Below are 23,326 nucleotides of genomic sequence, written 5' to 3'. Positions count from 1 at the left end.
GGAGCTCATCTTGAAAGCGCCCCGCGTTACCCTTGATCAATGGCGCACCTTGCAAGCCGTGGTCGACCATGGCGGCTTCGCCCAGGCGGCCGAAGCGCTGCACCGCTCGCAATCCTCGGTGAGCTACACCGTGGCCCGGATGCAGGATCAGCTTGGCGTGCCGCTGCTGCGCATTGACGGGCGCAAGGCCGTGCTCACCGAAGCCGGTGAAGTGCTGCTGCGCCGCTCCCGGCAACTGGTGAAAAACGCCAGCCAACTGGAAGACCTGGCCCACCATATGGAACAAGGCTGGGAAGCCGAGGTGCGGCTGGTGGTCGATGCCGCTTACCCCAACGCCCGCCTGGTGCGCGCCCTCACTGCCTTTATGCCGCAAAGCCGTGGCTGCCGGGTGCGCTTGCGCGAAGAGGTGTTGTCCGGCGTCGAAGAGCTGTTGATGGACGGCATGGCCGACCTCGCCATCAGCGGGTTCATCATTCCCGGTTACCTCGGTACGGAAATGAGCGACGTCGAATTTGTCGCCGTGGCCCACCCCGAACATCCGCTGCATCAATTGCACCGCGAACTGAGCTTCCAGGATCTGGAAAGCCACATGCAGGTGGTGATCCGCGACTCCGGCCGCCAGCAGCCACGGGACGTCGGCTGGCTCGGCGCCGAGCAGCGCTGGACCGTCGGCAGCCTGCCCACCGCCGCCACCTTCGTCAGCAGCGGCCTGGGCTTCGCCTGGCTGCCGCGACACCTGATCGAACGCGAACTCAAGGAAGGCCTGCTCAAGCTACTGCCCCTGGAACGGGGTGGCAGCCGCAACCCGACCTTCTATCTTTACTCGAACAAGGACAAACCCCTGGGCCCGGCCACGCAGATTCTCGTCGAGTTGCTGCGCACCTTCGACACTGCACCACTGGACGCGCCATTCGCCGCACCGCAGCAAGCCTGAACAAGGAGTTCACGTGGCCTATTTCGAACATGAAGGTTGCACCCTGCATTACGAGGAATATGGCCACGGCGCGCCGCTGATCCTGATCCACGGCCTGGGCTCCAGTTGCCTGGACTGGGAACTGCAAGTGCCCGTGCTGTCACAACACTATCGCCTGGTGGTGGTGGATGTGCGCGGTCACGGCCGCTCCGACAAACCCCGTGAGCGCTACAGCATCGCCGGCTTCACCGCCGACCTGGTGGCCTTGATCGAACACCTGCATTTGCCGCCGGCCCACGTGGTCGGCCTGTCCATGGGCGGCATGATCGCCTTTCAACTGGCAGTGGATGAGCCGCAAATGCTCAAGAGCCTGTGCATCGTCAACAGTGCGCCCCAGGTCAAGGTTCGCAGCGCCAGCGACTATTGGCAGTGGGCCAAGCGCTGGAGCCTGGCGCGCATCCTCAGCCTGAACACTATCGGCAAGGCCCTGGGCAGCCTGCTGTTTCCCAAGCCCGAACAGGCCGAACTGCGGCGCAAGATGGCCGAACGCTGGGCAAAAAACGACAAACGTGCTTACCTCGCCAGCTTCGATGCGATTGTTGGCTGGGGCGTACAGGAACAACTTTCGAAAATCTCCTGTCCAACCCTCGTCATCAGCGCCGACCACGACTACACCCCCGTGGCGCAGAAAGAAATCTATGTAAAACTGCTGCCCGATGCGCGACTGGTGGTGATCGAGGATTCCCGCCATGCCACGCCGCTGGACCAACCCGAACGCTTCAACAACACCCTGCTCGATTTTCTCAAGACAGTCGAAACCACAACCCAGGATCACTGACCCATGCTGAAAAAAATCGCCTTCTTTGCCGGTTCCGTACTGTTCGCTGCCAACCTGATGGCGGCCGAACCCGCCAAGGCACCCCACGTCTTGATCACCACCACCAATGGCGACATCGAGATCGAACTGGACCCGGTCAAGGCCCCGATCAGTACCAAGAACTTCCTGGCCTATGTCGACAAGGGCTTCTACACCAACACCATTTTTCACCGGGTAATCCCGGGCTTCATGGTGCAGGGCGGTGGTTTTACCCAGCAAATGTCGCAAAAGCCGACCGAAGCACCGATCAAGAACGAAGCCAGCAACGGCCTGCATAACGTGCGCGGCACCCTGTCGATGGCGCGTACCAACGACCCGAACTCCGCCACCAGCCAATTCTTCATCAACGTTGCGGACAATGCCTTCCTCGACCCGGGCCGTGATGCCGGTTACGCGGTGTTCGCCAAAGTGGTCAAGGGCATGGACGTGGTCGACATCATCGTCAACTCGCAGACCACCACCAAACAGGGCATGCAGAACGTGCCAATCGATCCTGTCCTGATCAAGTCGGCCAAGCGCATCGACTGAAGGCTACAGGGAGTTTCGCGCGGGGCCCGCAAGGCGTCGCGCGCATTTGAACAGGAGAGCCCGCCGCGCGGGCGTCAGACCTAATGCTCTATCGTCGTTTTGAACAACTGATCGACATCTTCCGCGAACCTCCCAGCGCGGCCCCTCCAGACAAAGTCCTACCCTTCTACGTCTATTACCTGCGCCAGGTATGGCCAAGCTTTGCCGCCTTGCTGGTGGTGGGCCTGATCGGCGCGCTGATCGAAGTGGCGCTGTTCAGCTACCTGAGCCGCATCATCGACCTGGCCCAGGGCACGCCGCCCGCCAACTTCTTCCAGATCCACGCCACCGAGCTGATCTGGATGGCCGTGGTCGCCCTGCTGTTGCGCCCGATCTTCGGCGCCCTGCATGACCTGCTGGTGCACCAGACCATCAGCCCCGGCATGACCAGCCTGATCCGCTGGCAAAACCACAGCTATGTGCTCAAACAGAGCCTGAACTTCTTCCAGAACGATTTCGCCGGGCGCATTGCCCAGCGCATCATGCAAACCGGCAACTCCCTGCGCGACTCCGCAGTGGCCGCCGTGGACGCGATCTGGCACGTGGCGATCTACGCCATCAGCGCCCTGGTGCTGTTCGCCGAAGCCGACTGGCGCCTGATGATCCCGCTGATCACCTGGATCGTCGCCTACAGCCTGGCCCTGCGGTACTTCGTGCCACGGGTCAAGGAGCGCTCGGTCATCTCCTCCGAGGCACGCTCAAAACTGATGGGGCGGATCGTCGACGGCTACACCAACATCACCACCTTGAAGCTGTTCTCTCATACCAATTTCGAGCAGAACTACGCCAGGGAAGCGATCGTCGAGCAGACCGAGAAAACCCAGTTGGCCAGCCGCGTCGTGACCAGCATGGACATCGTGATTACCACCATGAACGGCCTGCTGATTGTCACCACCACCGGCCTTGCCCTGTGGCTGTGGACCCAATCCCTGATTTCGGTGGGCGCCATCGCCCTGGCCACCGGCCTGGTGATTCGTATCGTCAACATGTCCGGCTGGATCATGTGGGTGGTCAACGGCATTTTCGAAAACATCGGCATGGTCCAGGACGGCCTGAAAACCATCGCCCAGCCGCTGGCAGTGACCGACCGGGAAAATGCCCCGCGCCTGGAAGTGCCCCATGGCGAGGTGCGGTTCGATCAGGTGGATTTCCACTACGGCAAGAAGAGCGGGATCATCAGCGGCTTGAACCTGGCGATTAAACCGGGTGAAAAGATCGGCCTGATCGGTCCGTCCGGCGCGGGCAAATCCACCCTGGTCAACCTGCTGTTGCGCCTGTACGACCTGCAAGGCGGCCGTATCCTGATCGACGGCCAGAACATCGCCGACGTCGCCCAGGAAACCTTGCGCGAACAGATCGGCATGATCACCCAGGACACCTCGCTGCTGCACCGCACGATCCGCGACAACTTGCTGTATGGCAAGCCGGACGCCACCGACGAAGAGCTTTGGGCCGCCGTGCACAAGGCCCGCGCCGACGAGTTCATCCCATTGCTGTCGGACGCCGAGGGCCGCACCGGCCTCGACGCCCACGTCGGTGAACGCGGGGTGAAACTCTCCGGCGGGCAACGTCAGCGCATCGCCATCGCCCGGGTGCTGCTCAAGGATGCGCCAATCCTGATCATGGACGAAGCCACCTCGGCGCTGGATTCGGAAGTCGAAGCGGCGATCCAGGAAAGCCTGGAAACCCTGATGCAGGGCAAGACAGTGATCGCCATCGCCCACCGGCTGTCCACCATTGCCAGAATGGACAGGCTGGTGGTGCTGGAAAAAGGCCAGATCGCCGAGACCGGCAGCCATGCCGAATTGCTCGCACACGGCGGTTTGTATGCGCGATTGTGGCAACACCAGACCGGTGGCTTCGTTGGAATAGACTGATTCCGTTGGTTAACTGCAACCTCAATTCCGAACAATTCTGACAGTTTTCTCTATCCCGCTGGTCTTGCGACACAATCCTGCTGTACTCCAATCAGGCCCCAGGAGGGCCCTGATTTAAGGCAGCAGGGATGCATCACAGACCCGTTAATCAGATAGAGCAATCTATTAAGGATGTGTTCATGTCACTGTTCAAACGTTCCGTTACGGAAGGACTGGGTACGTTTTGGCTGGTGTTGGGTGGCTGCGGCAGTGCGGTACTGGCCGCATCGTCCCCGGTCGGGATCGGTGTGCTCGGTGTGGCCCTGGCGTTCGGGCTCACGGTGCTGACCATGGCATTTGCCATCGGGCACATCAGCGGTTGTCACCTGAACCCTGCAGTGTCGGTGGGGCTGGTAGTGGGCGGAAGATTTCCGGCCAGGGAGTTACCGGCGTACATCGTGTCCCAGGTAATCGGCGGCGTCGTTGCCGCTGCATTGTTGTACTTCATAGCCAGCGGCAAGCCGGGGTTCGAACTGGCTTCGGGCCTGGCCAGCAACGGCTACGGCGAGCACTCACCTGGTGGTTATTCGATGGCAGCGGGGTTTGTGTGCGAGCTGGTGATGACGGCGATGTTCGTGTTGATCATCCTCGGCGCCACCGACCGCCGTGTGCCGACGGGCTTCGCGCCCATTGCCATTGGCCTGGCGCTGACGCTGATCCACCTGATCTCGATCCCGGTCACCAACACCTCGGTCAACCCGGCCCGCAGCACCGGCCCGGCGCTGATTGTCGGCGGTTGGGCGCTCCAGCAGTTGTGGATGTTCTGGCTGGCGCCGATCCTCGGTGCAGTGGTCGGCGGCATTACCTATCGATGGCTGGGCGCGGAAAAAACCGCCTGAGCCAGACAGGTTCAGCCCTGCCGATAAGGCAGGGCTGCCCTCGCCAGTGCTCTATCAGCCTTGATGTGCCTGCATATACTGGCGCAGCAACTGATTGATGCGCGTCTGATAGCCAGTCCCTTGCCCCTTGAACCACTCAAGAACGTCAGCATCCAGACGGATAGTAACTGCCTGCTTGACCGGCACACGCAATTCGGCACGACGGAAGAAGTCTTCTCCTAATTCGGGGATGTCGCTGGTATCGATCTCCCGATCGTCCATCTTAGCCAGGCGCTCCCAGTCAGTTTTCGATGCTTTCGACATAGTATTTGGCCTCCTGTTTGGTTGCTTTTCGGGCGGAAATAATGCGAATTACGTCACCCCGCCTCTCGGTGTATACAACTACACCTACCAGTAATTTTATCCAGCCAATGCTGACCCAGCGTTCTTCGTCATAATCCGTTCGAGGATCACGTTGTGACAATATTGGATGTTGAAAAATATCCGATACGTCGTTGAAGTCTATGCCGTGCTTGCGGATGTTTATTTGGTTTTTTGGATTCATCCCACTCAAAACGCATGCTGCATCCTGTATTTACTTTTGTACATACACTGTAGCGAAGTGCTCCCGCCCTCGGCACCTGTCAACCGATCAGTGGTTCAGCCCTGCCGATAAGGCAGGGCTGCCCTCGCCTCCTCGGCATATGCCAGGATCCCCACGCTTTCGCGCTCCAGGAAATCCGCCACGGCGGTCTTCAATCCCGGGTGTCGCAGGTAATGCCAGGAGTGCGTGATCACCGGCTCAAACCCGCGAATCAACTTGTGCTCGCCCTGGGCGCCGGCGTCGAAACGCTGCAGGCCATGGGCAATCGCGTAATCCATGCCTTGGTAGAAGCAAGTCTCGAAATGCAGCCGGTCGAACTCGGCCAGGCAGCCCCAGTAACGCCCATAAAAACTGTTGCCGCCGATCAGGCTGAAGGCCATGGCCACCGGCCGTGAGCCTTGCTTGGCCAGCACCACGCGAATCGCCTCGGGCATGCGCTCGGCCAGCAGACTGAAAAACGCCCGGGTCAGGTACGGCGATTGTCGGCGTATGGCGTAGGTATTGGCGTAACAGGCGTAGACAAAATCCCACTGCGCCTCGCTCAACTCATGACCTTGCAGCCACTCGAAATCGATGCCCTGCCCCGCCACTTGCTCGCGCTCCTTGCGCATCTGTTTGCGCTTGCGCGAACTCAGCGCGTCGAGAAAGTCCTGGAAGTCGCGGTAGCCGCGGTTTTGCCAATGAAACTGGCAGCCCAGGCGTTGCAGCCAACCCGGCTGCCGGGCCAGTGCGGTGTCCGCCAGGGCGTCGGTAAAGTTGATATGGGCGCTGGAAAGGCCTTCGATTTCCAGGTAACCGGGCAGGCTTTTAAGCAATTCGAAACCGTCCTCGGCGCTGGCGGCCAACAGGCGCGGGCCGCTGACCGGGCTGAAGGGCACGGCCGTCAGCAATTTCGGGTAGTAGTCGATGCCCGCCCGCTCGCAAGCATCGGCCCAACCGTGGTCGAACACGTACTCGCCATAGGAATGCCATTTGCGATAGCTGGGCAACGCGGCAATCAGCCGTCCACCTTCATAATGCAGCAAATGCTCGGGCTGCCAGCCGGAGTGCGGGCCGATGCTGGCGCTGTCTTCCAGGGCACTGAGGAACGCATGGCGCAGAAACGGCTGATCGACGGGGACCAACGCGTTCCATTCATCGGGCGCAATCTCGGACAGGTTATTCAAACGTTGTAACGGCATCCCATTCCCCGACGGTCACGGCTTTGTGTAGGAGCGAGCTTGCTCGCGATGATCGTTAACGACAACGCGACCATTCTGACAGAACGCGGTGATCTCGGGTTCTTCGCGAGCAAGCTCGCGCCTACAGGACACGGCGCAAAAAAAAGCCCCGCCAAACGGCGGGGCAAACCAAATGAGGAGCGCTTTGACGGATGAAGAAAGAGCGCTTTGGAGCGGTATTACAGGTTGCCTAGAACACGTATTGCACGCGGGCCACGATGGCGTCGCCGCTGTCGTCGCCATTGGCGTTCTGGATCTTGTCAGTGCTGACCTTGAGGTAGTTGGCAGACACCTTCACCGCTTCGTTGGCGTACCAGTTGACACCGATGGTGTTCAGGCTTGCCTTGGCGTCACCCACTTCACGGGTCGCGCTGTTACGCACTACGTTTTTGTCGTCAACGCTGATGTTGTCGTAGCGGTAGAACACTTCCCACGCACCGAACTGCTTGTTCTGCGGCTTGATGGTGTCGAACTTGGCGCCGTCGAGTTTGTAGACCCGGGACTCGCCGGTCAGCGTGTAGGCCACCTGGCCGTAGAAACCCGTGGCCTTCACATCCTGATAAGCGCTGCTGTCGGCCTTCATCTTGCGGTTCAGGTATTCGGCCTGCAGGGACAGCGGACCGCGGGCGAAGGCAAATTCGCCGCCGAACACCGTGTCGGTGTCGTAGGCGTCGTTCGCGGTCAGGTTGCCGGAGTCCAGCCCTACACCGCCGCCGAAGGTCGCACGGTTGCCGTTGGCCCCGGCATCGTTACCGCCGTTGGTGGCAACGCCACGAGCGTCCAGGCGAGGACGGATCCGCGAGTCGAACGAGGTGTCCTTCAGGTCACGCACCGCCACGTCCACACCCAGGTGCAAGACGTTGCCGCTGTCGTGCATCGGCGCAAACACGGCACGGCCGTTGAACTGCTTCACGCCTTTGCCGTCCTTGTCGTTGATGTCCTTGGACGACACGCTGGAGGACAGGTAGGCCATGTCAGCCACCACGGCGCTGACCTGCAGGCCCATGCCGTTCTCGTGGGAGTTGATCCAGTCGGCGACTTCATAACCGAGGTTACGCTCGATGGCGGTCACCCATTTGGAACTGGTGGCTTTTTCCAGGCCGAAGTCCTGGTCGAAACGACCCGCGCGGATCACCACTGGCTTGAAGCCTACGTACGAGAAGGACGCTTCGTCGAAGTAGCCATCATCGGCATTGCCGGAGTTGTGGGAAAAGTCGTAGTTGATCTGGTATTTCCAGTCCTTGTACACCGTGCCGCCCAATTCGAGGTAGGCGCGTCGGAAATACGTGGCGTCCGCCGAGTTGCCATTCTTGGTGTAAAAGCCATCAAACGTGCCGTAATCGGCCTGCAAACGACCACCCAGCTTGAAGCTGAAATTCTGGTCGGTGGTTGCAACCTCAAGGCCGCCCTTGGTTTTGACAACGATATCGGCACCGTCAGTAGTGACAGTACCGGCGAAAGCCTGGGCGGTAACGGCCAGGGCCAAGGCGCTGGCCGCGAAACCGGCGAAGTGCTTACGGATCATCGAAGAATTCCCCTAATTGATGGTCTTGTGCATTGGTAAAACACGCGGTTTAGAGCCGCTGGTGTTGGGGGGCGATCTTGGCGAGGGGATATTTCAGCTGGGTTGCCGGAACATAAAGATTTTGTTACTCGGGAACTTTTTAATAGCCATTCGAAATAAGCCAGAGCCTACGGAAATCAAGGCTCCAGCCCCGGAAACTGGTGAAAATGGCAGATGATACAAAATGTAAAAACACCTGATAAAAATGAAATATTTTTCATCTTGGTTGTTTTTTGAGCAAAAAAAAGCCCGCATCTTTTGTCGATGCGGGCTTCGTTTCAGTGTGAAAAGTGATGGATATTATTGGTCGCGGGAGCGCTCGGCGGCCAGGCGTTCGGCCAACGCATCAACATCGGCGATAGGCGGCTCGGGCAGGATCTTCAGCGTCGCCTGCATCAAGCGCATCTGCCGGATAAAGCGCCGGCAGTTGGGGCAGAACATCAGGTGATGGCGCACCAGCAGGCGCTCGCGAAAGGTCAGTTGCCCATCGAGATAGTCACTGGAACGTGCCACTTGTTCCTTACAGGTCAACATTCGCCGGTTTCCTCAAAATGCTCCACCGTGGCGAAGACTTTAAGCCGTGCTCGATGCAACAGCACACGAACATTGGAGAGCGATAGCGTCAGAAGATTACAAATCTCCTCCAACTCCAGCCCCTGACGTTCGCGCAGCAGCAGTACGCTGCTTTGCAGTTCGGAAAGACTGGCCAGCGTGTGCTCCAGGCAATTACGCAGTTCGTCTTCGGTAAGCAGCGCTTCGGGAGTGTCCTGATGCCAGGCAAACGGCGCGACCGCCCAGTGGCCATCGTCGGGCACAAAGCGATCATCACCGATGGTGCCATGGGGCGCCGGCAAGTCATCGAGCAGTACTTCCCGGCGGTTTTGCTTGTAGCGGCCCTTTGCCGAGTTGGCAGTAATGGTCAGCAGCCAGGTCTTGAGGCTGGAACGCCCCTCGAATTTCGCCAGGTTGCGCACCACCGAGAGCCAGGCGTCCTGCACCACCTCGTCGGCATGGCGCTGGCCAACAATGGCATAGGCCACCGCGCGCATAGCGCTCTGGTAAGTGGTGACCAACTCCTTGTAGGCCCGCTGCTCACCCTTGAGCAATCGTTCAAGCAGGTGCGCGTCGTCCGCTGCTGCCATTCAAGACCTCGATTTCAAAACATGATCAGCGTTTGCGCAGGATCACGCTACCAATCGAATACCCGGCGCCAAACGAGCTGAGCACGGCCACAGCGCCCTTGGGCAAGTCGTCCTGGTAGGTGTGGAACGCAATCACCGAACCCGCCGAACTGGTGTTGGCGTAAGTATCGAGGATCACCGGCGCCTCTTCCACAGAAGCCTCGCGGCCCAGCAGTTTCTTGACGATCAGGTGATTCATGCTGAGGTTGGCCTGGTGCAGCCAGAAACGCTTCACATCGCCGACATTCAGCTGGTTTTCCGACAGGTGCTTGCCGATCAACTCGGCGACCATCGGGCAGACATCACGGAAGACCTTGCGGCCTTCCTGCACGAACAGCTTGTCCGGGGCACCAATCCCCTCTTCCGCCGCGCGGTTGAGGAAGCCGAAGTTATTGCGGATGTTGTTGGAGAACTTGGTCAGCAACTTCGTGCTCACCACGTCGAACTGATGCTCGGAAGTGGCCAGGTCGGCCCGCTCCAGGATCACGGCGGTGGCCGCATCGCCAAAGATGAAATGGCTGTCGCGGTCGCGGAAGTTCAGGTGGCCGGTGCAGATCTCCGGGTTGACCATCAGGATCGCCCGCGCCTGGCCCAGCTGGATGCTGTTGGCGGCGTTCTGGATACCGAAGGTCGCCGAGGAACACGCCACGTTCATGTCAAAGCCAAAACCCTGGATACCCAGCGCTTCCTGGACTTCGATGGCAATCGCCGGGTACGCCCGCTGCAGGTTGGAACAGGCGACGATCACACCGTCGATATCGGCGGCGGTCTTGCCGGCGCGCTGCAAGGCTTGCTCGGCAGCACTGACGGCCATCTGGCAGAGGATCGACCATTCGTCGTTGGAGCGCTCGGGCAGGCGTGGCGCCATGCGCTGCGGGTCGAGAATGCCGGCCTTGTCCATGACAAAGCGGCTCTTGATGCCCGAGGCCTTCTCGATAAAGGCGGCGCTGGATTCGGTCAGGGCCTCCACGTCACCGCGTTCAATGGCGGCGGCGTTATCCAGGTTGAACTGTTGCACGTAAGCATTGAAAGACTGCACCAGCTCTTCGTTGGAGATGCTGTTGGCCGGGGTGTACAGGCCTGTGCCGCTGATGACGACGTTATGCACGGTCGTTCCTCTAAATCTGTTCAGGCAGAAGGGTATTGGTACCGTCGTACCAAACCGTAAGTAGTTTTATGCCGCCCAGCGGCCTTCAAACTGGAAACGCTTTATTCCATCGCGCCACGGCTGCACCAGCCCAACTCGACGATCCCGGCATTTATAACCGCGAAGTTTGCCACAACATCGGACACTTGGCGCCTATCCCGCGCAAACACCTTCCCTGTGGCGAGCGAGCTTGCTCGCGCTGGGTCGCGAAGCGGCCCCAATAAAGTGACCCGGGTGTTTCAGAGAGACCTTATGGGGCTGCTTCGCAGCCCAGCGCGAGCAAGCTCGCTCGCCACAGTTGCTTGCCGCACGTCGGTCACGCTTCGACCAGGCTCCATTGCTTGCTCAGGCGCTTGTCGGAAATCGGTACCTTGGTGCCCAACTGCTGGGCAAACAGCGATACCCGGTATTCCTCCAGCCACCAGCGATACAGCTCCAGCTGAGGGTCGCGCTTGCCTTCCTGGGCGTGTTTGTTCAGGCGGTTCTGATACTGGCTCCACAAACCGCCCAACTCGGTACTCCAGACCCGGTCCTTCTGCACCTGGCTTGGCAATTTCTCCAGGCGCAGCTCGATGGCCTTGAGGAAGCGCGGCAGTTCCTTGAACCATTGCGCCGGAGTTTCCCGTACGAAGCCGGGGTACACCAGATTGCTCAGTTGCTGCTTGATATCATTCAGCGCCACCGCCTGGGCCAGGTCAATCTTGCCCTTGAAGCGTTTTTGCAGGCCATGCCACAGTTTCAAAATTTCGAGGGTCAGGCGCGCCTGGCGCTCGGCGTGCTCGGTCCAACTGCCACGCTTGCGCTCGGCCAGGGCGGCCAGGCCGGCGCCGTCCCGCGGCAGGCTGGCTTCGCCTTCCAGCACGCAACTGTCGAGGCTGGCCAACAGAATGTCTTCCACCAGGGCTTCGATACGCCCCAGCTCGCGGTACATCAACCCCAACTCGGTCAGGCCCGGCAATTTGCCCCGCAGGAACTTTGCCGGCTCGGCCAGTTGTTGCAGCAGCAGGCGCTGCAAGGCTCGACGGTGCTGGAACTCAGCCTCGGCAGCGGTAGAGAAACGCCCTTCCTTGACCGTGCCGTTTTCTTCGACCAAGGCCGGATACACCGTCATCGAAAGCCCGGCGATGTTTTGCTGGGTTTTCTCGGCCACCGCCGCAAACACCTTGGCCTCCACCGGCTGCTGGCTCTTCGCAGTCTGCGGCACCGCCAACGCAGCTTGGCTGGCCTCGGCGAAACGCGCGGTCAACTCGGCCAGGTCGCGGCCTTCACCGAGGAACTTGCCCTGGCCGTCGACCACTTCCAGGTTCATCTTCAGGTGGCTCTCCACCTGCTGCGCAGCCTCGGCCCAGGCTTCATCGCTGACCCGTGCCCCGGTCATGCGCAGCAGCTCACGCCCCAAGGCCTGAGGCAACGAGCCTTGGCCGAACTCGATACGTTGCAACGCCGCCTTGACGAAATCCGGCACCGGCACGAAGTTCTTGCGCAGGGCCTTGGGCAAGTTGCGCACCAGGGCAATGCACTTGGCCTCGATCACACCCGGCACCAGCCATTCCAGGCGCTCGGGTGGCAAGGCCGGCAACAACGGCGCCGGTACGCGCAGGGTCACACCGTCCCGTGGATGGTTGGGTTCGAAGTGATAACTCAAGGCCAGGGCCAGGTCGCCCAGGTGCAAGGTGTCGGGGTAATGGGCGGCGGTGACTTCACTGGCCTCGCGGGCCAGCACGTCTTCTTCGCGCATGATCAACAGCTGCGGGTCTTTCTGGCTGTTGACCTTGTACCAACTGTCGAAGGTCGCAGTCTGGTGGATCTCGGCGGGCAGGCGCGCATCGTAGAAGGCGTACAGCGTTTCCTCGTCCGCCAGGATATCGCGCCGGCGGGCCTTGGCTTCCAGTTCGTCAAGCTGCTCCAGCAATTGCTGGTTGGCCGTCAGGCAGCGGGCCCGGGACTGGATCTCGCCGCGCACCAGGCCTTCGCGGATAAACAGCTCGCGAGACGTCACCGGATCAATCGGCCCGTAATGCACCGGCCGGCGCCCGACGATGATCAACCCGAACAGGGTGATCTGCTCAAACGCCACCACCTGGCCGCGCTTCTTTTCCCAATGGGGTTCGAAGTGGTTTTTCTTGATCAGGTGCCCGGCCAACGGCTCGACCCAGTCGGCGTCGATCTTGGCCACCATCCGCGCGTACAGCTTGGTGGTTTCCACCAGCTCGGCGGTCATCAGCCATTGCGGACGCTTCTTGCCAATACCCGACGACGGGTGAATCCAGAAACGCCGCTGACGCGCGCCGAGGTAATCGCCCTCTTCGGTCTTCTGGCCAATCTGGCTGAGCAGGCCGGACAGCACCGCCTTGTGCAGTTTGGGGAAGTCCGCCGGTTCTTTGTTGACGGTCAACTGCATGTCGCGACAGATCAGGCTCAACTGGCGGTGGGAGTCACGCCATTCCCGCAGGCGCAGGTAGTTCAGGAAATTCTTGCGGCACCAATTGCGCAGCGGGCTGGCGGTCAATTCCTGGCGCTGCTCTTCAAAACCCCGCCACAGGTTCACCAACCCGGCGAAGTCCGAATCCGCGTCCTTCCATTGTGCGTGAGCCTGGTCGGCGGCTTGCTGGCGCTCCGGCGGACGCTCGCGCGGGTCCTGGATCGACATGGCGCTGGCGACGATCAGCACTTCCTGCAGGCTGCCAAGCTTGGCTGCCTCCAGCAACATGCGGCCCATGCGTGGGTCCACCGGCAGACGCGCCAACTGGCGGCCCATCGGTGTCAGCTGGCTGTTGCGGTCAACGGCGGACAACTCTTGCAGCAGGTTGAAACCGTCGCTGATGGCCTTGCCGTCCGGCGGCTCGATAAACGGGAAATCGGTGATCTCGCCCAGGCGCAGGTGCAGCATCTGCAGGATTACGGCCGCGAGGTTTGTGCGAAGAATCTCGGGGTCGGTAAATTCCGGGCGCCCAATAAAATCCTCTTCGCTGTACAAGCGCACGCAGATACCGGGTTCGACCCGCCCGCACCGGCCTTTACGCTGGTTGGCACTGGCCTGGGAAATCGCCTCGATCGGCAGTCGCTGCACCTTGGCCCGGTAGCTGTAGCGGCTGATGCGCGCGGTGCCGCTGTCGATCACATAACGAATGCCTGGCACGGTCAGCGAGGTTTCCGCGACGTTGGTCGCCAGCACCACACGCCGGCCTGGGTGCGACTGGAAGATCCGCTGCTGCTCCGCCGGCGACAGGCGCGCATACAGCGGCAGGATTTCAGTGTGCTTGAGCTGGGCCTTGCGCAGCATGTCGGCGGCGTCGCGAATCTCGCGCTCGCCGGGCAGGAACACCAGCACATCGCCGGGGCTCTTGCGCTCGCTGCGCTCGAAGGCGGCGATCTCATCGAGAGTGGCGAGAATCGCCTGGTCGACGGTCAGGTCGTCCTCGACGCGGTTGCCCTCCTCGTCCTGCTCCAGGGTCAGCGGGCGGTACCAGGTTTCCACCGGGAAAGTGCGGCCCGACACCTCGACAATCGGCGCATCGTCGAAGTGCTTGGAAAAGCGCTCCAGGTCGATGGTGGCCGAGGTGATGATGACCTTGAGATCCGGGCGACGCGGCAGCAGGGTTTTCAGATAACCCAGCAGGAAGTCGATGTTCAGGCTGCGTTCGTGGGCTTCGTCGACGATGATCGTGTCGTAGCGTTCGAGATAGCGGTCGTTCTGGGTTTCGGCCAGCAGGATGCCGTCGGTCATCAGCTTGATCAGGGTGTTGGAATCACTCTGGTCTTCAAACCGCACCTGATAACCCACCAGGGAACCCAGCGGCGTCGCCAACTCTTCCGCGACCCGGCTCGCCACGCTGCGCGCCGCAATCCGCCGCGGCTGGGTGTGGCCGATCAGGCCATATTGACCGCGGCCGATTTCCAGGCAGATTTTCGGCAACTGGGTGGTTTTACCCGAACCGGTCTCACCGGCAATGATCAGCACCTGATGCTTGAGCAACGCTTCCTTGATCTCGTCACGCTTGGCGGCGATCGGCAGGCTGTCGTCATAGCGAATCACCGGCAGGCTGGCGCGCCGCGCCGTCACCTGGGCGCAGGAGGCCTGCATCCGCGTCACCCACTGCGCAAGTTTTTCCTCATCGGGTTTCTTGCGCAGCTCAAGCAGCTGCCGCCGCAAGCGGTGGCGGTCGGCGAGCATGGCGTGATCGAGGTTTTTCAGCAGTTGGTCGATAGCGGGCGCTTGGTCAGTCATCAGGTACGCAAAGGTCGTCTATGTAGGCAGGGGGCGGATTGTCGCAGAAAAGCGCCGCCGCGCGCTCCCCTCATTCATTGTCCAGGCCCTTGCGCCGGTAAGGAAACACATCGATTACCTTGCCGGCGCGAATCGCCTCTTGCAGGCCTTTCCAGTAGTCGGCGTTGTACAACTCGCCGTGCAGTTCGTCGAACAGGCGGCGCTGGCCGGAATCAGCAAACAGGAATGGCGGAAACTCCTCGGGGAACACGTCCAGCGGACCGATGGAATACCAGGGCTCGGAGGCCATTTCATCTTCCGGGGTACGCGGCGCCGGGATGTGGCGGAAGTTGGCCTCGGTCAGGAAACAGATTTCGTCATAGTCGTAGAACACCACGCGACCGTGGCGGGTGACGCCAAAATTCTTCAGCAGCATGTCGCCCGGGAAAATATTCGCCGCCGCCAGTTGCTTGATCGCCAGGCCGTAGTCTTCCAGGGCTTCGCGCACCTGGGCTTCGTTGGCGTTTTCCAGGTAGAGGTTCAGCGGGGTCATGCGCCGCTCGGTCCAGCAGTGGCGGATCAGTACCGTATCGCCTTCGACTTCGACGGTACCGGCGGCGACTTCAAGCAGTTCGGCCAGGCATTCAGGCTCGAATTTGCTCAACGGAAAACGGAAGTCGGCGAACTCCTGGGTGTCGGCCATGCGCCCTACCCGGTCGACACTTTTCACCAACCGGTACTTCTCGATCACGGTGGCGCGGTTGACGTTTTTCGACGGTGAAAACCGGTCCTTGATGATCTTGAACACGGTATTGAAGCCCGGCAGGGTAAACACGCTCATGACCATGCCGCGCACGCCCGGCGCCATGATGAACTGGTCATCGGTGGTGGCAAGGTGGTTGATCAGCGCCCGGTAGAATTCGGATTTGCCGTGTTTGTAGAAGCCGATGGAGGTGTACAACTCGGCGATGTGCTTGCCCGGCAGGATGCGCTTGAGGAAGCCGATAAACTCCGCCGGCACCGGCACGTCCACCATGAAATAGGAGCGGGTGAACGAGAAGATGATCGACACATCGGCCTCGTCGGTGATCAGCGCGTCGATCTGGATGCCGCGCCCTTCCCGATGCAGCAGCGGGATCACCAGCGGCCACTGTTCGTCGCGGGTGTAGATGCGCCCGACGAGGTACGCGCCTTTGTTGCGGTACAGCACCGAGGAGAATAGTTCGACGTTGAGGTCCGGGTCCTTGCACACCCAGTCCGGCAGGTTTTCGCGCAATTGCGCCTCCAGGCGGCGCAGGTCGGCGGGCAAGTCGGCGTAGGGTTCGCTGAAACTGTAGTCGGCGAAAATCTGTTCCAGCATGCCTGCCAGCTTGCCGCCCGGCTTGTAGGTTCGGGTCTGCGCCGCCCGGGCGCGGCGTAGGCTCGGCCGGGTGGTGTGAATGAACATGCAGCCGTCGCTGATCAGGTCATGGCTGAACAGCCCGCAAAACGTCGAGTTGTACCAGGTCTCGGACAGCTCATCGTCAAACCGCAGGTCGATCAGGCTGATGTAGGCACTTTTCACCAGCGGCCAGTCGGCAATGTCGAGCAACACGGCTTCATCGAAAGCCGCCCGCAGCCGCGCCGTGACTTCGCTGACCTTCTCTTCGTAAAGATTGATGCGCGCAGCCGATGCCGCCTGCCCTTGCTGCCACTGCGCCTTTTCAAAGCGCTCCCGGGCGCCGTCGGTGATCTGGCGGAAGTGCTCGCGGTAGTCGTCGAAGCCGTCGAGGATCATCTGCGCAATGTCGAGGGCGGGCGTTGGCTGCGGCATTCGGGAAACCTCTGCGGGCATTTGGAGTGAGCTGAGCTTAGCCAGTGTGCGGGAACAGGAGAAGGATCATTTTTCATTCAGACTTGTACAAGATTGTTCATTTCGTACATTTATTTACTCTTTATTTAATTCGACTAACTGGTCAACAAAAAACCCGCGCGTCACGCTCCCCGCATTAAACGTTTCATCTATAGGCCTTGTGTGACGTGGCCTGCCTGTGCGAGCCGGGGTAAATAAGAGTCTTTGCTCTACTGCTCCGTTACTGGTGGCTTCTCGACCATTGGATCCAACGTAAGGGAAACCCTGACTACCCTAGCTAGTGGCACTTTGCTATATAGCGCGCCCTCTCCCACCTAACAAGGTCAGAAGACCGATCCGGGAACAGGTTCTAACCGCCAAAGGAGCATTGAGATGTCATTGAGGAATATGGGGATCGGCCTGCGCGCCAGTCTGAGTTTTGCGGTACTGGCCGGCTTGCTGGTAGTGGTGGGTCTGTTTGGCTTGGGGCAAATGGCCAAGCTGCGGGAAAGCGCCACCGTGATTGAGGATTCCTGGATGCCGAGCATCGAGACGGTCCACGACAGCGCGGCCTTTATCGCCAGCATCCGCCTGGAAGCACTGCGCCTGTTGACCACCGACGAATCCAGGGTGCGCGACAACAGCAAGAGCCTGATCAGCAAGGAACAGGCAGACCTGCAGGAAAGCTTCAAGCAATACGAAACACTGGTGGTCAACGAGCAGGACGCCGAGATGCTCAACCAGCTGAAAAGTACCGTATCGACGTACATGAGCATCATGGGCCAGATGATTCAGCTGGTGGACCAGGATCAACAGCAGCAGGCCATGGACCTGCTCAACAGCCGCCTCGCGCCCCAGGGCCTGGTGCTCAACAAGAGCCTGGAAGACCTGATCACCTTCAACCAGAAAGGCGTCCAGGAAGCCGCAGAGTCAGCGGCGCAGATGTACTACAGCGCCCAATGGATCGTAGGCCTGATCATCATCACCGCCCTGCTGGCCACCTTGTTGCTCGCCTGGCTGCTGACCCGCAGCATCACCGCGCCCATTGGCCAGGCACTGACAGTGGCCCGCACCATCGCCTCCGGCGATCTGAGCCGGCCGATCGTCGTGGAGGGCAAGGATGAGCCGGCGCAACTGCTCACCGCGCTGGCCACCATGCAGGCCAACCTGCAGGAAACCATTCGTGGCATCAGCGAATCGTCGCAGCAGTTGGCCTCGGCGGCGGAGGAGATGAGTTCGGTAATGGAGCAGAGCACCCGCGGCCTGCAAGCGCAGAACGACGAGATCGAACAGGCTGCCACCGCCGTGACGCAGATGAGCGCGGCAGTCGATGAAGTGGCGGGCAATGCGGTTTCCAGCGCCGAAGCCTCCAAGGCCTCCGACGAAGACAGCAAGCACGGTCACTACCAGATCAGCGAAACCATCAGCTCGATCCAGAACCTGGTGGACGAAGTCCTCGGTGCCTCGACCAAGGCCGAGGGCCTGGCGGCGCAGGCCCAGGACATCAGCAAGGTGCTTGAAGTGATTCGCGGGATTGCCGGGCAGACCAACCTGCTGGCACTCAACGCGGCGATTGAGGCGGCCCGCGCGGGCGAGGCCGGTCGTGGTTTTGCCGTGGTGGCTGACGAAGTGCGCTCCCTGGCACAACGCACCCAGGACTCCACCGAAGAAATCGAGCAGATGATCAACGGTATCCAGCAAGGCACCCAGGACACCGTCGGCGCCCTGAACAGCAGCGCCGAACACGCTGGCCAGACCTTGCAGCGGGCCAACAGCGCCGGCAGTGCACTGGAGAAAATCACGGCGGCAATCTCACAGATCAGCCAGCGCAACCTGGTGATCGCCAGCGCCGCCGAACAGCAAGCGTTGGTGGCCCGTGAGGTGGACCGCAGCCTGGTGAACATCCGGGACCTGTCGACGCAAACCGCCGCCGGTGCCACCCAGACCTCGGCGGCCAGCCAGGAACTGTCGCGGCTGGCGGTGGACCTCAATGGCTTGGTGACGCGTTTCGTGCTGTAAAACATGTATTAGCGATTGTGTCAGACAGGTCGGTGGGCAACACTTCCGCCCTTATCAAACTGGAGTTCCTCCGTGAGACCTGTCGACACCCTGCACCTGTTGGTGCTGGCCGCTATCTGGGGCGCGAGTTTTTTGTTCATGCGAATTATCGCGCCGGAAATCGGCACCCTTCCTACCGCGTTTTTCCGGGTGTCGATTGCCGCCACCGGCCTGCTGGTGATCCTCGCCATGATGCGGGTGAGTTGGGATTTCCAGGGCAAGTTCAAGACGGTCCTGTTGCTCGGGGTGATCAACTCGGGCATTCCCGCGACCATGTATTCAGTGGCGGCCCAAGTGCTGCCGGCCGGTTACTCGGCGATCTTCAATGCCACGACGCCACTGATGGGCGTGCTGATTGGCGGGTTGTTCTTCAGTGAGCGCCTCACGCCGTCGAAAATTGCCGGGGTATGCCTGGGCCTGTTAGGCGTTGGCATCCTGACCCGCGCCGGGCCGGTGGCCTTCGACATGGAACTGCTGATGGGTGCGCTGGCGTGCCTGTTGGCGACCACCTGCTATGGCTTTGCCGGCTTTTTGGCACGGCGTTGGCTCGATCAACGGGGCGGGCTGGACAGTCGTCTCGCAGCCTTGGGCAGCATGCTCGGGGCCACGCTGTTCCTGCTGCCGCTGTTTGCCTGGAGTGCCATCAGCCATCCACCCGTCAGCTGGGGTGGCTGGCCTGTATGGTTGTCGCTGCTGGGGTTGGGGCTGGTATGCACGGCGTTTGCCTACATCCTGTACTTCCGCTTGCTGACGTCCATCGGCCCGGTGAAGTCGATGACCGTGACCTTCATGATTCCGCCATTCGGGGTGTTGTGGGGCGCGTTGCTGCTGGATGAGCCGTTGTCCATGGCGCATCTGTATGGCGGGTTATTGATTGCGGGGGCGTTGTGGCTGGTGCTTCGGCCGGGGAAATTGGCCCGCAAGCTGTAGGAGCTTTTTGGCTCCTACAGCGTTGGTTTTATCAGCCCTTACGGAACACAAAAGCCAATCCGACGATGATCAAGCCCATCCCCAGCAAGCTCAACATTGCCAGCTTGTTGCCGAAGATCAGGTAATCCATCACCGCCGTCACCGCGGGCACCAGATAGAACAAGCTGGTGACATTCACCAGGTTGCCCTGGGCAATCAGCCGGTACAGCAACAGCGTCGCCAGCAACGACACCACCAGCCCCATCCACAGCACCGGCACGAAAAAGCCGGTGTTGTGTTCAAAGTGGAACGGCTGGAACGGCACAAACACCGAGCACAACAGCAAGCCAGCCAGGTATTGCACAGGCAGCGTGCCCAACGGGTTATCGGTGATGCGCTTCTGCATGATCGAACCAAAGGTCATGCTGGCCAGGGCCAACAGGCCAAAAAGCATGCCTGCCAGGGACATGCCGGACATCCCGATGCCCTGGTACACCACCATGATCAACCCCGCCAATCCCAGCCCGAGGCCGAACATCCGGCTCCAGGAGCGCCGGCGCTCCATCAACACCACGGTCAGGATCGGCTGCACGCCCATGATGGTTGCCATCATGCCGGGCGTGACTTTGAGGTCCAGGGCCAGCAGATAGAAAATCTGGTAGGCCCCCAACAGCACCAGCCCGGTAGCCGCCGCGTAAAGCATCGGCTTGCCGGGACGCGGCAACTTCAGCTTGAGGATCGGTACCAGTATCACCAACCCCGCCAGGGCGATGGCGAAACGGATCAGCAGAAACGCAAAGGGTGAAGCGTGGGCCAGGCCCCATTTGGAGAAAATCGCCCCGCTGCTCCACAGCAAGACAAACAGGCTCGTCGAGGCCGCCGCGGCCACGGATTGTTTCGAAAGAACAGACATGGATACCACCTGTGATCAGGCAAAAAGCCAACTCAGCAACAGCTGAAATTCAGTAGGTTTTTTCAGGCGGGCACAGGGGAACAGCCATCAGCTGATCAGCCCGAAATGCCAACACCCGGCGGTGATACGACTGCGTACACCGGCGTGCTACTGACAGGTGGGGGGTAGTGACTGATCTGCGCAGGCTGCTGGCTCCCGCACGGCACGACCGCAGCGTTGACCGCTGAATCGACTACCGCTATGCGCAGGGAAGCTGACATGTGCTGATCTTTTATGAAGGGATGAACAAGGTGTCTGGAAACACCTGCGGCCGACTATAACCAGCTGGGGACATGCTTTGCAATAACTTCGCCCGCACAAATCCAGCGTATAAAAAAACCGCTCATCGGAGCGGTTTTTTCGAGCCTGCAAACGCCTTAACCAAACAACCAATACCCCAGCGCCGTCAGCACCACCACCGCCAGCACTGGCCGCAGGATGCGATAAGCCTTCGGATGCTTGCGCTTCCACTGCTTGACCACGCCACTGAAGCTGTCGCTGAAGCGCTTGCTCCAGGCATACGCCTGGTTGATCCCGCCAACGCGTTCGTCATCCAGGTTCTGCGGTGCGGTGGCGCGCCCCAGTTGCGCGCTGACCCAACGGTTGATGCGGGTCATCAGGCGGTTGCTCAGCGGGCGTTCGATGTCGCAGAACAGGATCACCCGGGTGTGCTCGGTTTCGTTCTTCACCCAGTGCACGTAGGTCTCGTCGAACATTACATCTTCACCGTCGCGCCAGGCGTACACCTGGCCGTCGACGAAAATACGGCAGTCGTCGGAGTTCGGCGTGGACAGCCCCAGGTGATAACGCAGGGAACCGGCAAACGGGTCACGGTGCGGGTTGAGGTGGCTGCCACCTGGCAACAGGGCGAACATCGCGCCCTTGACGTTGGGAATGCTGCTGACCAGGGCCACGGTTTTCGGGCACAGCAGTTCAGCCGACGGCAACGGTTTGTCGTACCACTTGAGGTAGAAACGCTTCCAGCCCTTCTTGAAGAACGAGCCGAAACCGGCGTCGTTGTTCTTCTCCGCGGCGCGGATGTAGCCCTCGTCGAACAGGTGCATGGCCTCTTCGCGAATCACTTCCCAGTTGTCCTTGAGCACGTCCAGCTCCGGGAACTTGCTGCGGTCCAGGTACGGCTTGGACGGCACGGCGGAGAAGATGTACATCAAGGCGTTGTACGGGGCGAACAGCGCTGAATGGTTGACGAACTGACGCAACATCGGCAAACGGGCCTTGCCACGCAAATGTACATACAGCGTGCTGCCGATAAACAGCAGCAACACCGACAGTTTGGCGGCCAAAGAAAAGGTCATGCAGCAACTCCTGGAAATAGGCGTCTGGCCATTAGCCTCCCGTTAAGGGGAAACCAGACGTAGCAGCCGGCCATGATAAACACTCCGGGCCTCGGGAAAAACCCGCGCACTCCAACAATCAGCATCTAGCGGTGCGCGATAACGGGCCAATTATGCATAAGGGCCACGCCATCGCGCTGATTTGAATCAAGCCTGGTTTTCCTGATCGGTGAACAAATCGGCGAACAGCATGCTCGACAGGTAGCGTTCACCGGAGTCCGGCAGCACCACGACGATGGTCTTGCCCTGCATTTCCGGCTTCTCTGCCAGTCGCACCGCCACGGCCATCGCCGCGCCGCAGGAGATACCACACAGAATCCCCTCCTCCTGCATCAGGCGCAACGCCATGGCCTTGGATTCTTCGTCGCTGACCAGTTCGACCCGGTCGACCATCGACAGGTCGAGGTTCTTCGGCACAAAACCGGCGCCGATACCCTGGATCTTGTGGGGGCTGGGCTTGATCTCTTCACCGGCCAGTGCCTGGGTAATCACCGGCGAACTGATCGGCTCCACCGCCACCGACAGGATCGGCTTGCCCTGGATGTTCTTGATATAGCGCGACACCCCGGTGATGGTGCCGCCAGTGCCCACGCCCGCTACCAGCACGTCGACCGCGCCATCAGTGTCATTCCAGATTTCCGGACCGGTGGTTTTCTCGTGGATCGCCGGGTTGGCCGGGTTTTCGAACTGGGCCGGCATAAAGTACCTGGCCGGGTCGCTGGCAAGGATTTCGCCGGCTTTTTCAATCGCGCCCTTCATGCCCTTGGCCGGCTCGGTCAACACCAGTTCGGCGCCGAGGGCCTTGAGCACCTTGCGGCGCTCGATGCTCATGGAGGCGGGCATGGTCAGCAACAGCTTGTAACCACGGGCGGCGGCAACAAATGCCAGGCCGATCCCGGTGTTACCGGAAGTCGGCTCGACAATGGTCATGCCCGGCTTGAGTTTGCCGCTGCCTTCGGCGTCCCAGATCATGTTTGCGCCAATCCGGCACTTCACCGAATACCCAGGGTTACGCCCTTCGATCTTGGCCAGGATAGTCACGCCACGCGGCGCGATACGGTTGATCTGAACCAGGGGCGTGTTACCGATGGAGTGCGCGTTGTCTGCAAAAATGCGGCTCATGACGGGTCCTTAAGGCAATTTCAGGAAGGCCCCAAGGGTATGCCTCGTGTTGCAAGGCGTCCAGTCAAGCGAACGTCCGGCGGCG

19 protein-coding genes and 1 pseudogene are annotated in these 23,326 nt (G+C 60.5%); 8 read left to right on the top strand and 12 right to left on the bottom strand.

The features are described from left to right. Window positions 1-10 precede the first annotated feature (10 nt). The 5 genes from V6607_RS07825 to aqpZ all read left to right on the top strand — a co-directional run bounded on the left by V6607_RS07825 (window position 11) and on the right by aqpZ (window position 5,112). Window positions 11-934: a LysR family transcriptional regulator gene (locus V6607_RS07825; protein ID WP_003210710.1), complete on the top strand. Its 924-nt coding sequence runs from the start codon at window positions 11-13 to the stop codon at window positions 932-934. Window positions 935-947: 13 nt separating this feature from the next. Then, window positions 948-1,751, top strand: coding sequence for an alpha/beta hydrolase (locus V6607_RS07820; RefSeq protein WP_087692557.1), 804 nt, complete (start codon window positions 948-950; stop codon window positions 1,749-1,751). A 3-nt stretch (window positions 1,752-1,754) separates the two neighbouring features. Next, window positions 1,755-2,318 carry a peptidylprolyl isomerase A gene (locus V6607_RS07815; RefSeq protein WP_003210708.1) on the top strand — a complete coding sequence of 188 codons (564 nt, stop codon included), beginning with the start codon at window positions 1,755-1,757 and terminating at the stop codon, window positions 2,316-2,318. A gap of 83 nt (window positions 2,319-2,401) precedes the next feature. Next, a complete protein-coding gene (locus tag V6607_RS07810) occupies window positions 2,402-4,234 on the top strand; it encodes an ABC transporter ATP-binding protein (RefSeq protein ID WP_134325917.1) in 1,833 nt (610 codons plus the stop codon). Between the two features lie 179 nt (window positions 4,235-4,413). After that, window positions 4,414-5,112: an aquaporin Z gene (gene aqpZ, locus V6607_RS07805; protein ID WP_008437990.1), complete on the top strand. Its 699-nt coding sequence runs from the start codon at window positions 4,414-4,416 to the stop codon at window positions 5,110-5,112. Between the two features lie 54 nt (window positions 5,113-5,166). Here the strand turns inward: aqpZ and V6607_RS07800 are convergent, their stop codons facing one another. The 3 genes and pseudogenes from V6607_RS07800 to V6607_RS07790 all read right to left on the bottom strand — a co-directional run bounded on the left by V6607_RS07800 (window position 5,167) and on the right by V6607_RS07790 (window position 6,876). Further along, entirely contained in the window at window positions 5,167-5,415 is a 249-nt protein-coding gene (locus V6607_RS07800; protein ID WP_003210705.1) for a BrnA antitoxin family protein, read from the bottom strand. Beyond that, window positions 5,393-5,672, bottom strand: a pseudogene (locus V6607_RS07795) (BrnT family toxin). Before V6607_RS07795 ends, V6607_RS07800 begins: the two are co-directional and overlap by 23 nt. A gap of 79 nt (window positions 5,673-5,751) precedes the next feature. Beyond that, window positions 5,752-6,876, bottom strand: coding sequence for a GNAT family N-acetyltransferase (locus V6607_RS07790; RefSeq protein ID WP_102605385.1), 1,125 nt, complete (start codon window positions 6,874-6,876; stop codon window positions 5,752-5,754). A gap of 39 nt (window positions 6,877-6,915) precedes the next feature. Here V6607_RS07790 and V6607_RS07785 point away from each other — a divergent pair, with 39 nt between their 5' ends. Then, entirely contained in the window at window positions 6,916-7,071 is a 156-nt protein-coding gene (locus V6607_RS07785; protein ID WP_157222855.1) for a hypothetical protein, read from the top strand. 34 nt (window positions 7,072-7,105) lie between these two features. Here V6607_RS07785 and V6607_RS07780 read toward each other — a convergent pair whose 3' ends face one another. The 6 genes from V6607_RS07780 to aceK all read right to left on the bottom strand — a co-directional run bounded on the left by V6607_RS07780 (window position 7,106) and on the right by aceK (window position 16,827). Then, a complete protein-coding gene (locus tag V6607_RS07780) occupies window positions 7,106-8,440 on the bottom strand; it encodes an OprO/OprP family phosphate-selective porin (RefSeq protein ID WP_003210703.1) in 1,335 nt (444 codons plus the stop codon). A 339-nt stretch (window positions 8,441-8,779) separates the two neighbouring features. Continuing rightward, a complete protein-coding gene (locus tag V6607_RS07775) occupies window positions 8,780-9,013 on the bottom strand; it encodes a zf-HC2 domain-containing protein (protein ID WP_003210701.1) in 234 nt (77 codons plus the stop codon). Further along, window positions 9,007-9,621 (bottom strand): RNA polymerase sigma factor, encoded by a 615-nt coding sequence (locus V6607_RS07770; protein ID WP_008437987.1) that lies wholly within the window; start codon window positions 9,619-9,621, stop codon window positions 9,007-9,009. Before V6607_RS07770 ends, V6607_RS07775 begins: the two co-directional genes overlap by 7 nt. A 25-nt stretch (window positions 9,622-9,646) precedes the next feature. Then, complete coding sequence (locus V6607_RS07765) at window positions 9,647-10,768, bottom strand: beta-ketoacyl-ACP synthase III (RefSeq protein ID WP_003210699.1); 1,122 nt, start codon at window positions 10,766-10,768, stop codon at window positions 9,647-9,649. A 355-nt stretch (window positions 10,769-11,123) separates the two neighbouring features. After that, entirely contained in the window at window positions 11,124-15,035 is a 3,912-nt protein-coding gene (hrpA, locus tag V6607_RS07760) for an ATP-dependent RNA helicase HrpA (protein WP_134325915.1), read from the bottom strand. Window positions 15,036-15,105: 70 nt separating this feature from the next. Then, window positions 15,106-16,827 (bottom strand): bifunctional isocitrate dehydrogenase kinase/phosphatase, encoded by a 1,722-nt coding sequence (gene aceK / locus V6607_RS07755; RefSeq protein ID WP_102368332.1) that lies wholly within the window; start codon window positions 16,825-16,827, stop codon window positions 15,106-15,108. A 411-nt stretch (window positions 16,828-17,238) separates the two neighbouring features. Between aceK and V6607_RS07750 the strand changes: the two genes are divergently transcribed. After that, a complete protein-coding gene (locus V6607_RS07750) occupies window positions 17,239-18,864 on the top strand; it encodes a methyl-accepting chemotaxis protein (RefSeq protein ID WP_023659094.1) in 1,626 nt (541 codons plus the stop codon). 72 nt (window positions 18,865-18,936) lie between these two features. Further along, complete coding sequence (locus tag V6607_RS07745) at window positions 18,937-19,833, top strand: DMT family transporter (protein WP_134325914.1); 897 nt, start codon at window positions 18,937-18,939, stop codon at window positions 19,831-19,833. 31 nt (window positions 19,834-19,864) lie between these two features. Here V6607_RS07745 and V6607_RS07740 read toward each other — a convergent pair whose 3' ends face one another. The 3 genes from V6607_RS07740 to cysK form a co-directional block, all read right to left on the bottom strand. Beyond that, window positions 19,865-20,725, bottom strand: a complete 861-nt coding sequence (locus V6607_RS07740) for a DMT family transporter (protein WP_134325913.1) — start codon at window positions 20,723-20,725, stop codon at window positions 19,865-19,867. 416 nt (window positions 20,726-21,141) lie between these two features. Further along, entirely contained in the window at window positions 21,142-22,080 is a 939-nt protein-coding gene (locus tag V6607_RS07735) for an aspartyl/asparaginyl beta-hydroxylase domain-containing protein (protein ID WP_003210693.1), read from the bottom strand. Window positions 22,081-22,266: 186 nt separating this feature from the next. Continuing rightward, window positions 22,267-23,241: a cysteine synthase A gene (gene cysK / locus V6607_RS07730; RefSeq protein ID WP_102368330.1), complete on the bottom strand. Its 975-nt coding sequence runs from the start codon at window positions 23,239-23,241 to the stop codon at window positions 22,267-22,269. Between the last annotated feature and the right edge of the window lie 85 nt (window positions 23,242-23,326).

Source organism: Pseudomonas sp. KK18, from assembly GCF_037094675.1.
In the GTDB taxonomy this organism is placed as follows: Bacteria; Pseudomonadota; Gammaproteobacteria; order Pseudomonadales; family Pseudomonadaceae; genus Aquipseudomonas.
The sequence above is the reverse complement of the archived record's forward strand: the minus strand, read 5'-3'. Positions and strand labels throughout refer to the sequence as shown.

Excerpts from the sequence above, each read along its gene's own strand:
- V6607_RS07810 (WP_134325917.1), top strand. The coding sequence starts at position 2,402 with ATGCTCTATCGTCGTTTTGAACAACTGATCGACATCTTCCGCGAACCT.
- V6607_RS07770 (WP_008437987.1), bottom strand. The coding sequence starts at position 9,621 with ATGGCAGCAGCGGACGACGCGCACCTGCTTGAACGATTGCTCAAGGGT.
- cysK (WP_102368330.1), bottom strand. The coding sequence starts at position 23,241 with ATGAGCCGCATTTTTGCAGACAACGCGCACTCCATCGGTAACACGCCC.
- V6607_RS07780 (WP_003210703.1), bottom strand. The coding sequence starts at position 8,440 with ATGATCCGTAAGCACTTCGCCGGTTTCGCGGCCAGCGCCTTGGCCCTG.
- V6607_RS07800 (WP_003210705.1), bottom strand. The coding sequence starts at position 5,415 with ATGTCGAAAGCATCGAAAACTGACTGGGAGCGCCTGGCTAAGATGGAC.
- aceK (WP_102368332.1), bottom strand. The coding sequence starts at position 16,827 with ATGCCGCAGCCAACGCCCGCCCTCGACATTGCGCAGATGATCCTCGAC.
- V6607_RS07775 (WP_003210701.1), bottom strand. The coding sequence starts at position 9,013 with ATGTTGACCTGTAAGGAACAAGTGGCACGTTCCAGTGACTATCTCGAT.
- V6607_RS07750 (WP_023659094.1), top strand. The coding sequence starts at position 17,239 with ATGTCATTGAGGAATATGGGGATCGGCCTGCGCGCCAGTCTGAGTTTT.
- V6607_RS07740 (WP_134325913.1), bottom strand. The coding sequence starts at position 20,725 with ATGTCTGTTCTTTCGAAACAATCCGTGGCCGCGGCGGCCTCGACGAGC.
- V6607_RS07735 (WP_003210693.1), bottom strand. The coding sequence starts at position 22,080 with ATGACCTTTTCTTTGGCCGCCAAACTGTCGGTGTTGCTGCTGTTTATC.
- V6607_RS07790 (WP_102605385.1), bottom strand. The coding sequence starts at position 6,876 with ATGCCGTTACAACGTTTGAATAACCTGTCCGAGATTGCGCCCGATGAA.
- hrpA (WP_134325915.1), bottom strand. The coding sequence starts at position 15,035 with ATGACTGACCAAGCGCCCGCTATCGACCAACTGCTGAAAAACCTCGAT.
- aqpZ (WP_008437990.1), top strand. The coding sequence starts at position 4,414 with ATGTCACTGTTCAAACGTTCCGTTACGGAAGGACTGGGTACGTTTTGG.
- V6607_RS07815 (WP_003210708.1), top strand. The coding sequence starts at position 1,755 with ATGCTGAAAAAAATCGCCTTCTTTGCCGGTTCCGTACTGTTCGCTGCC.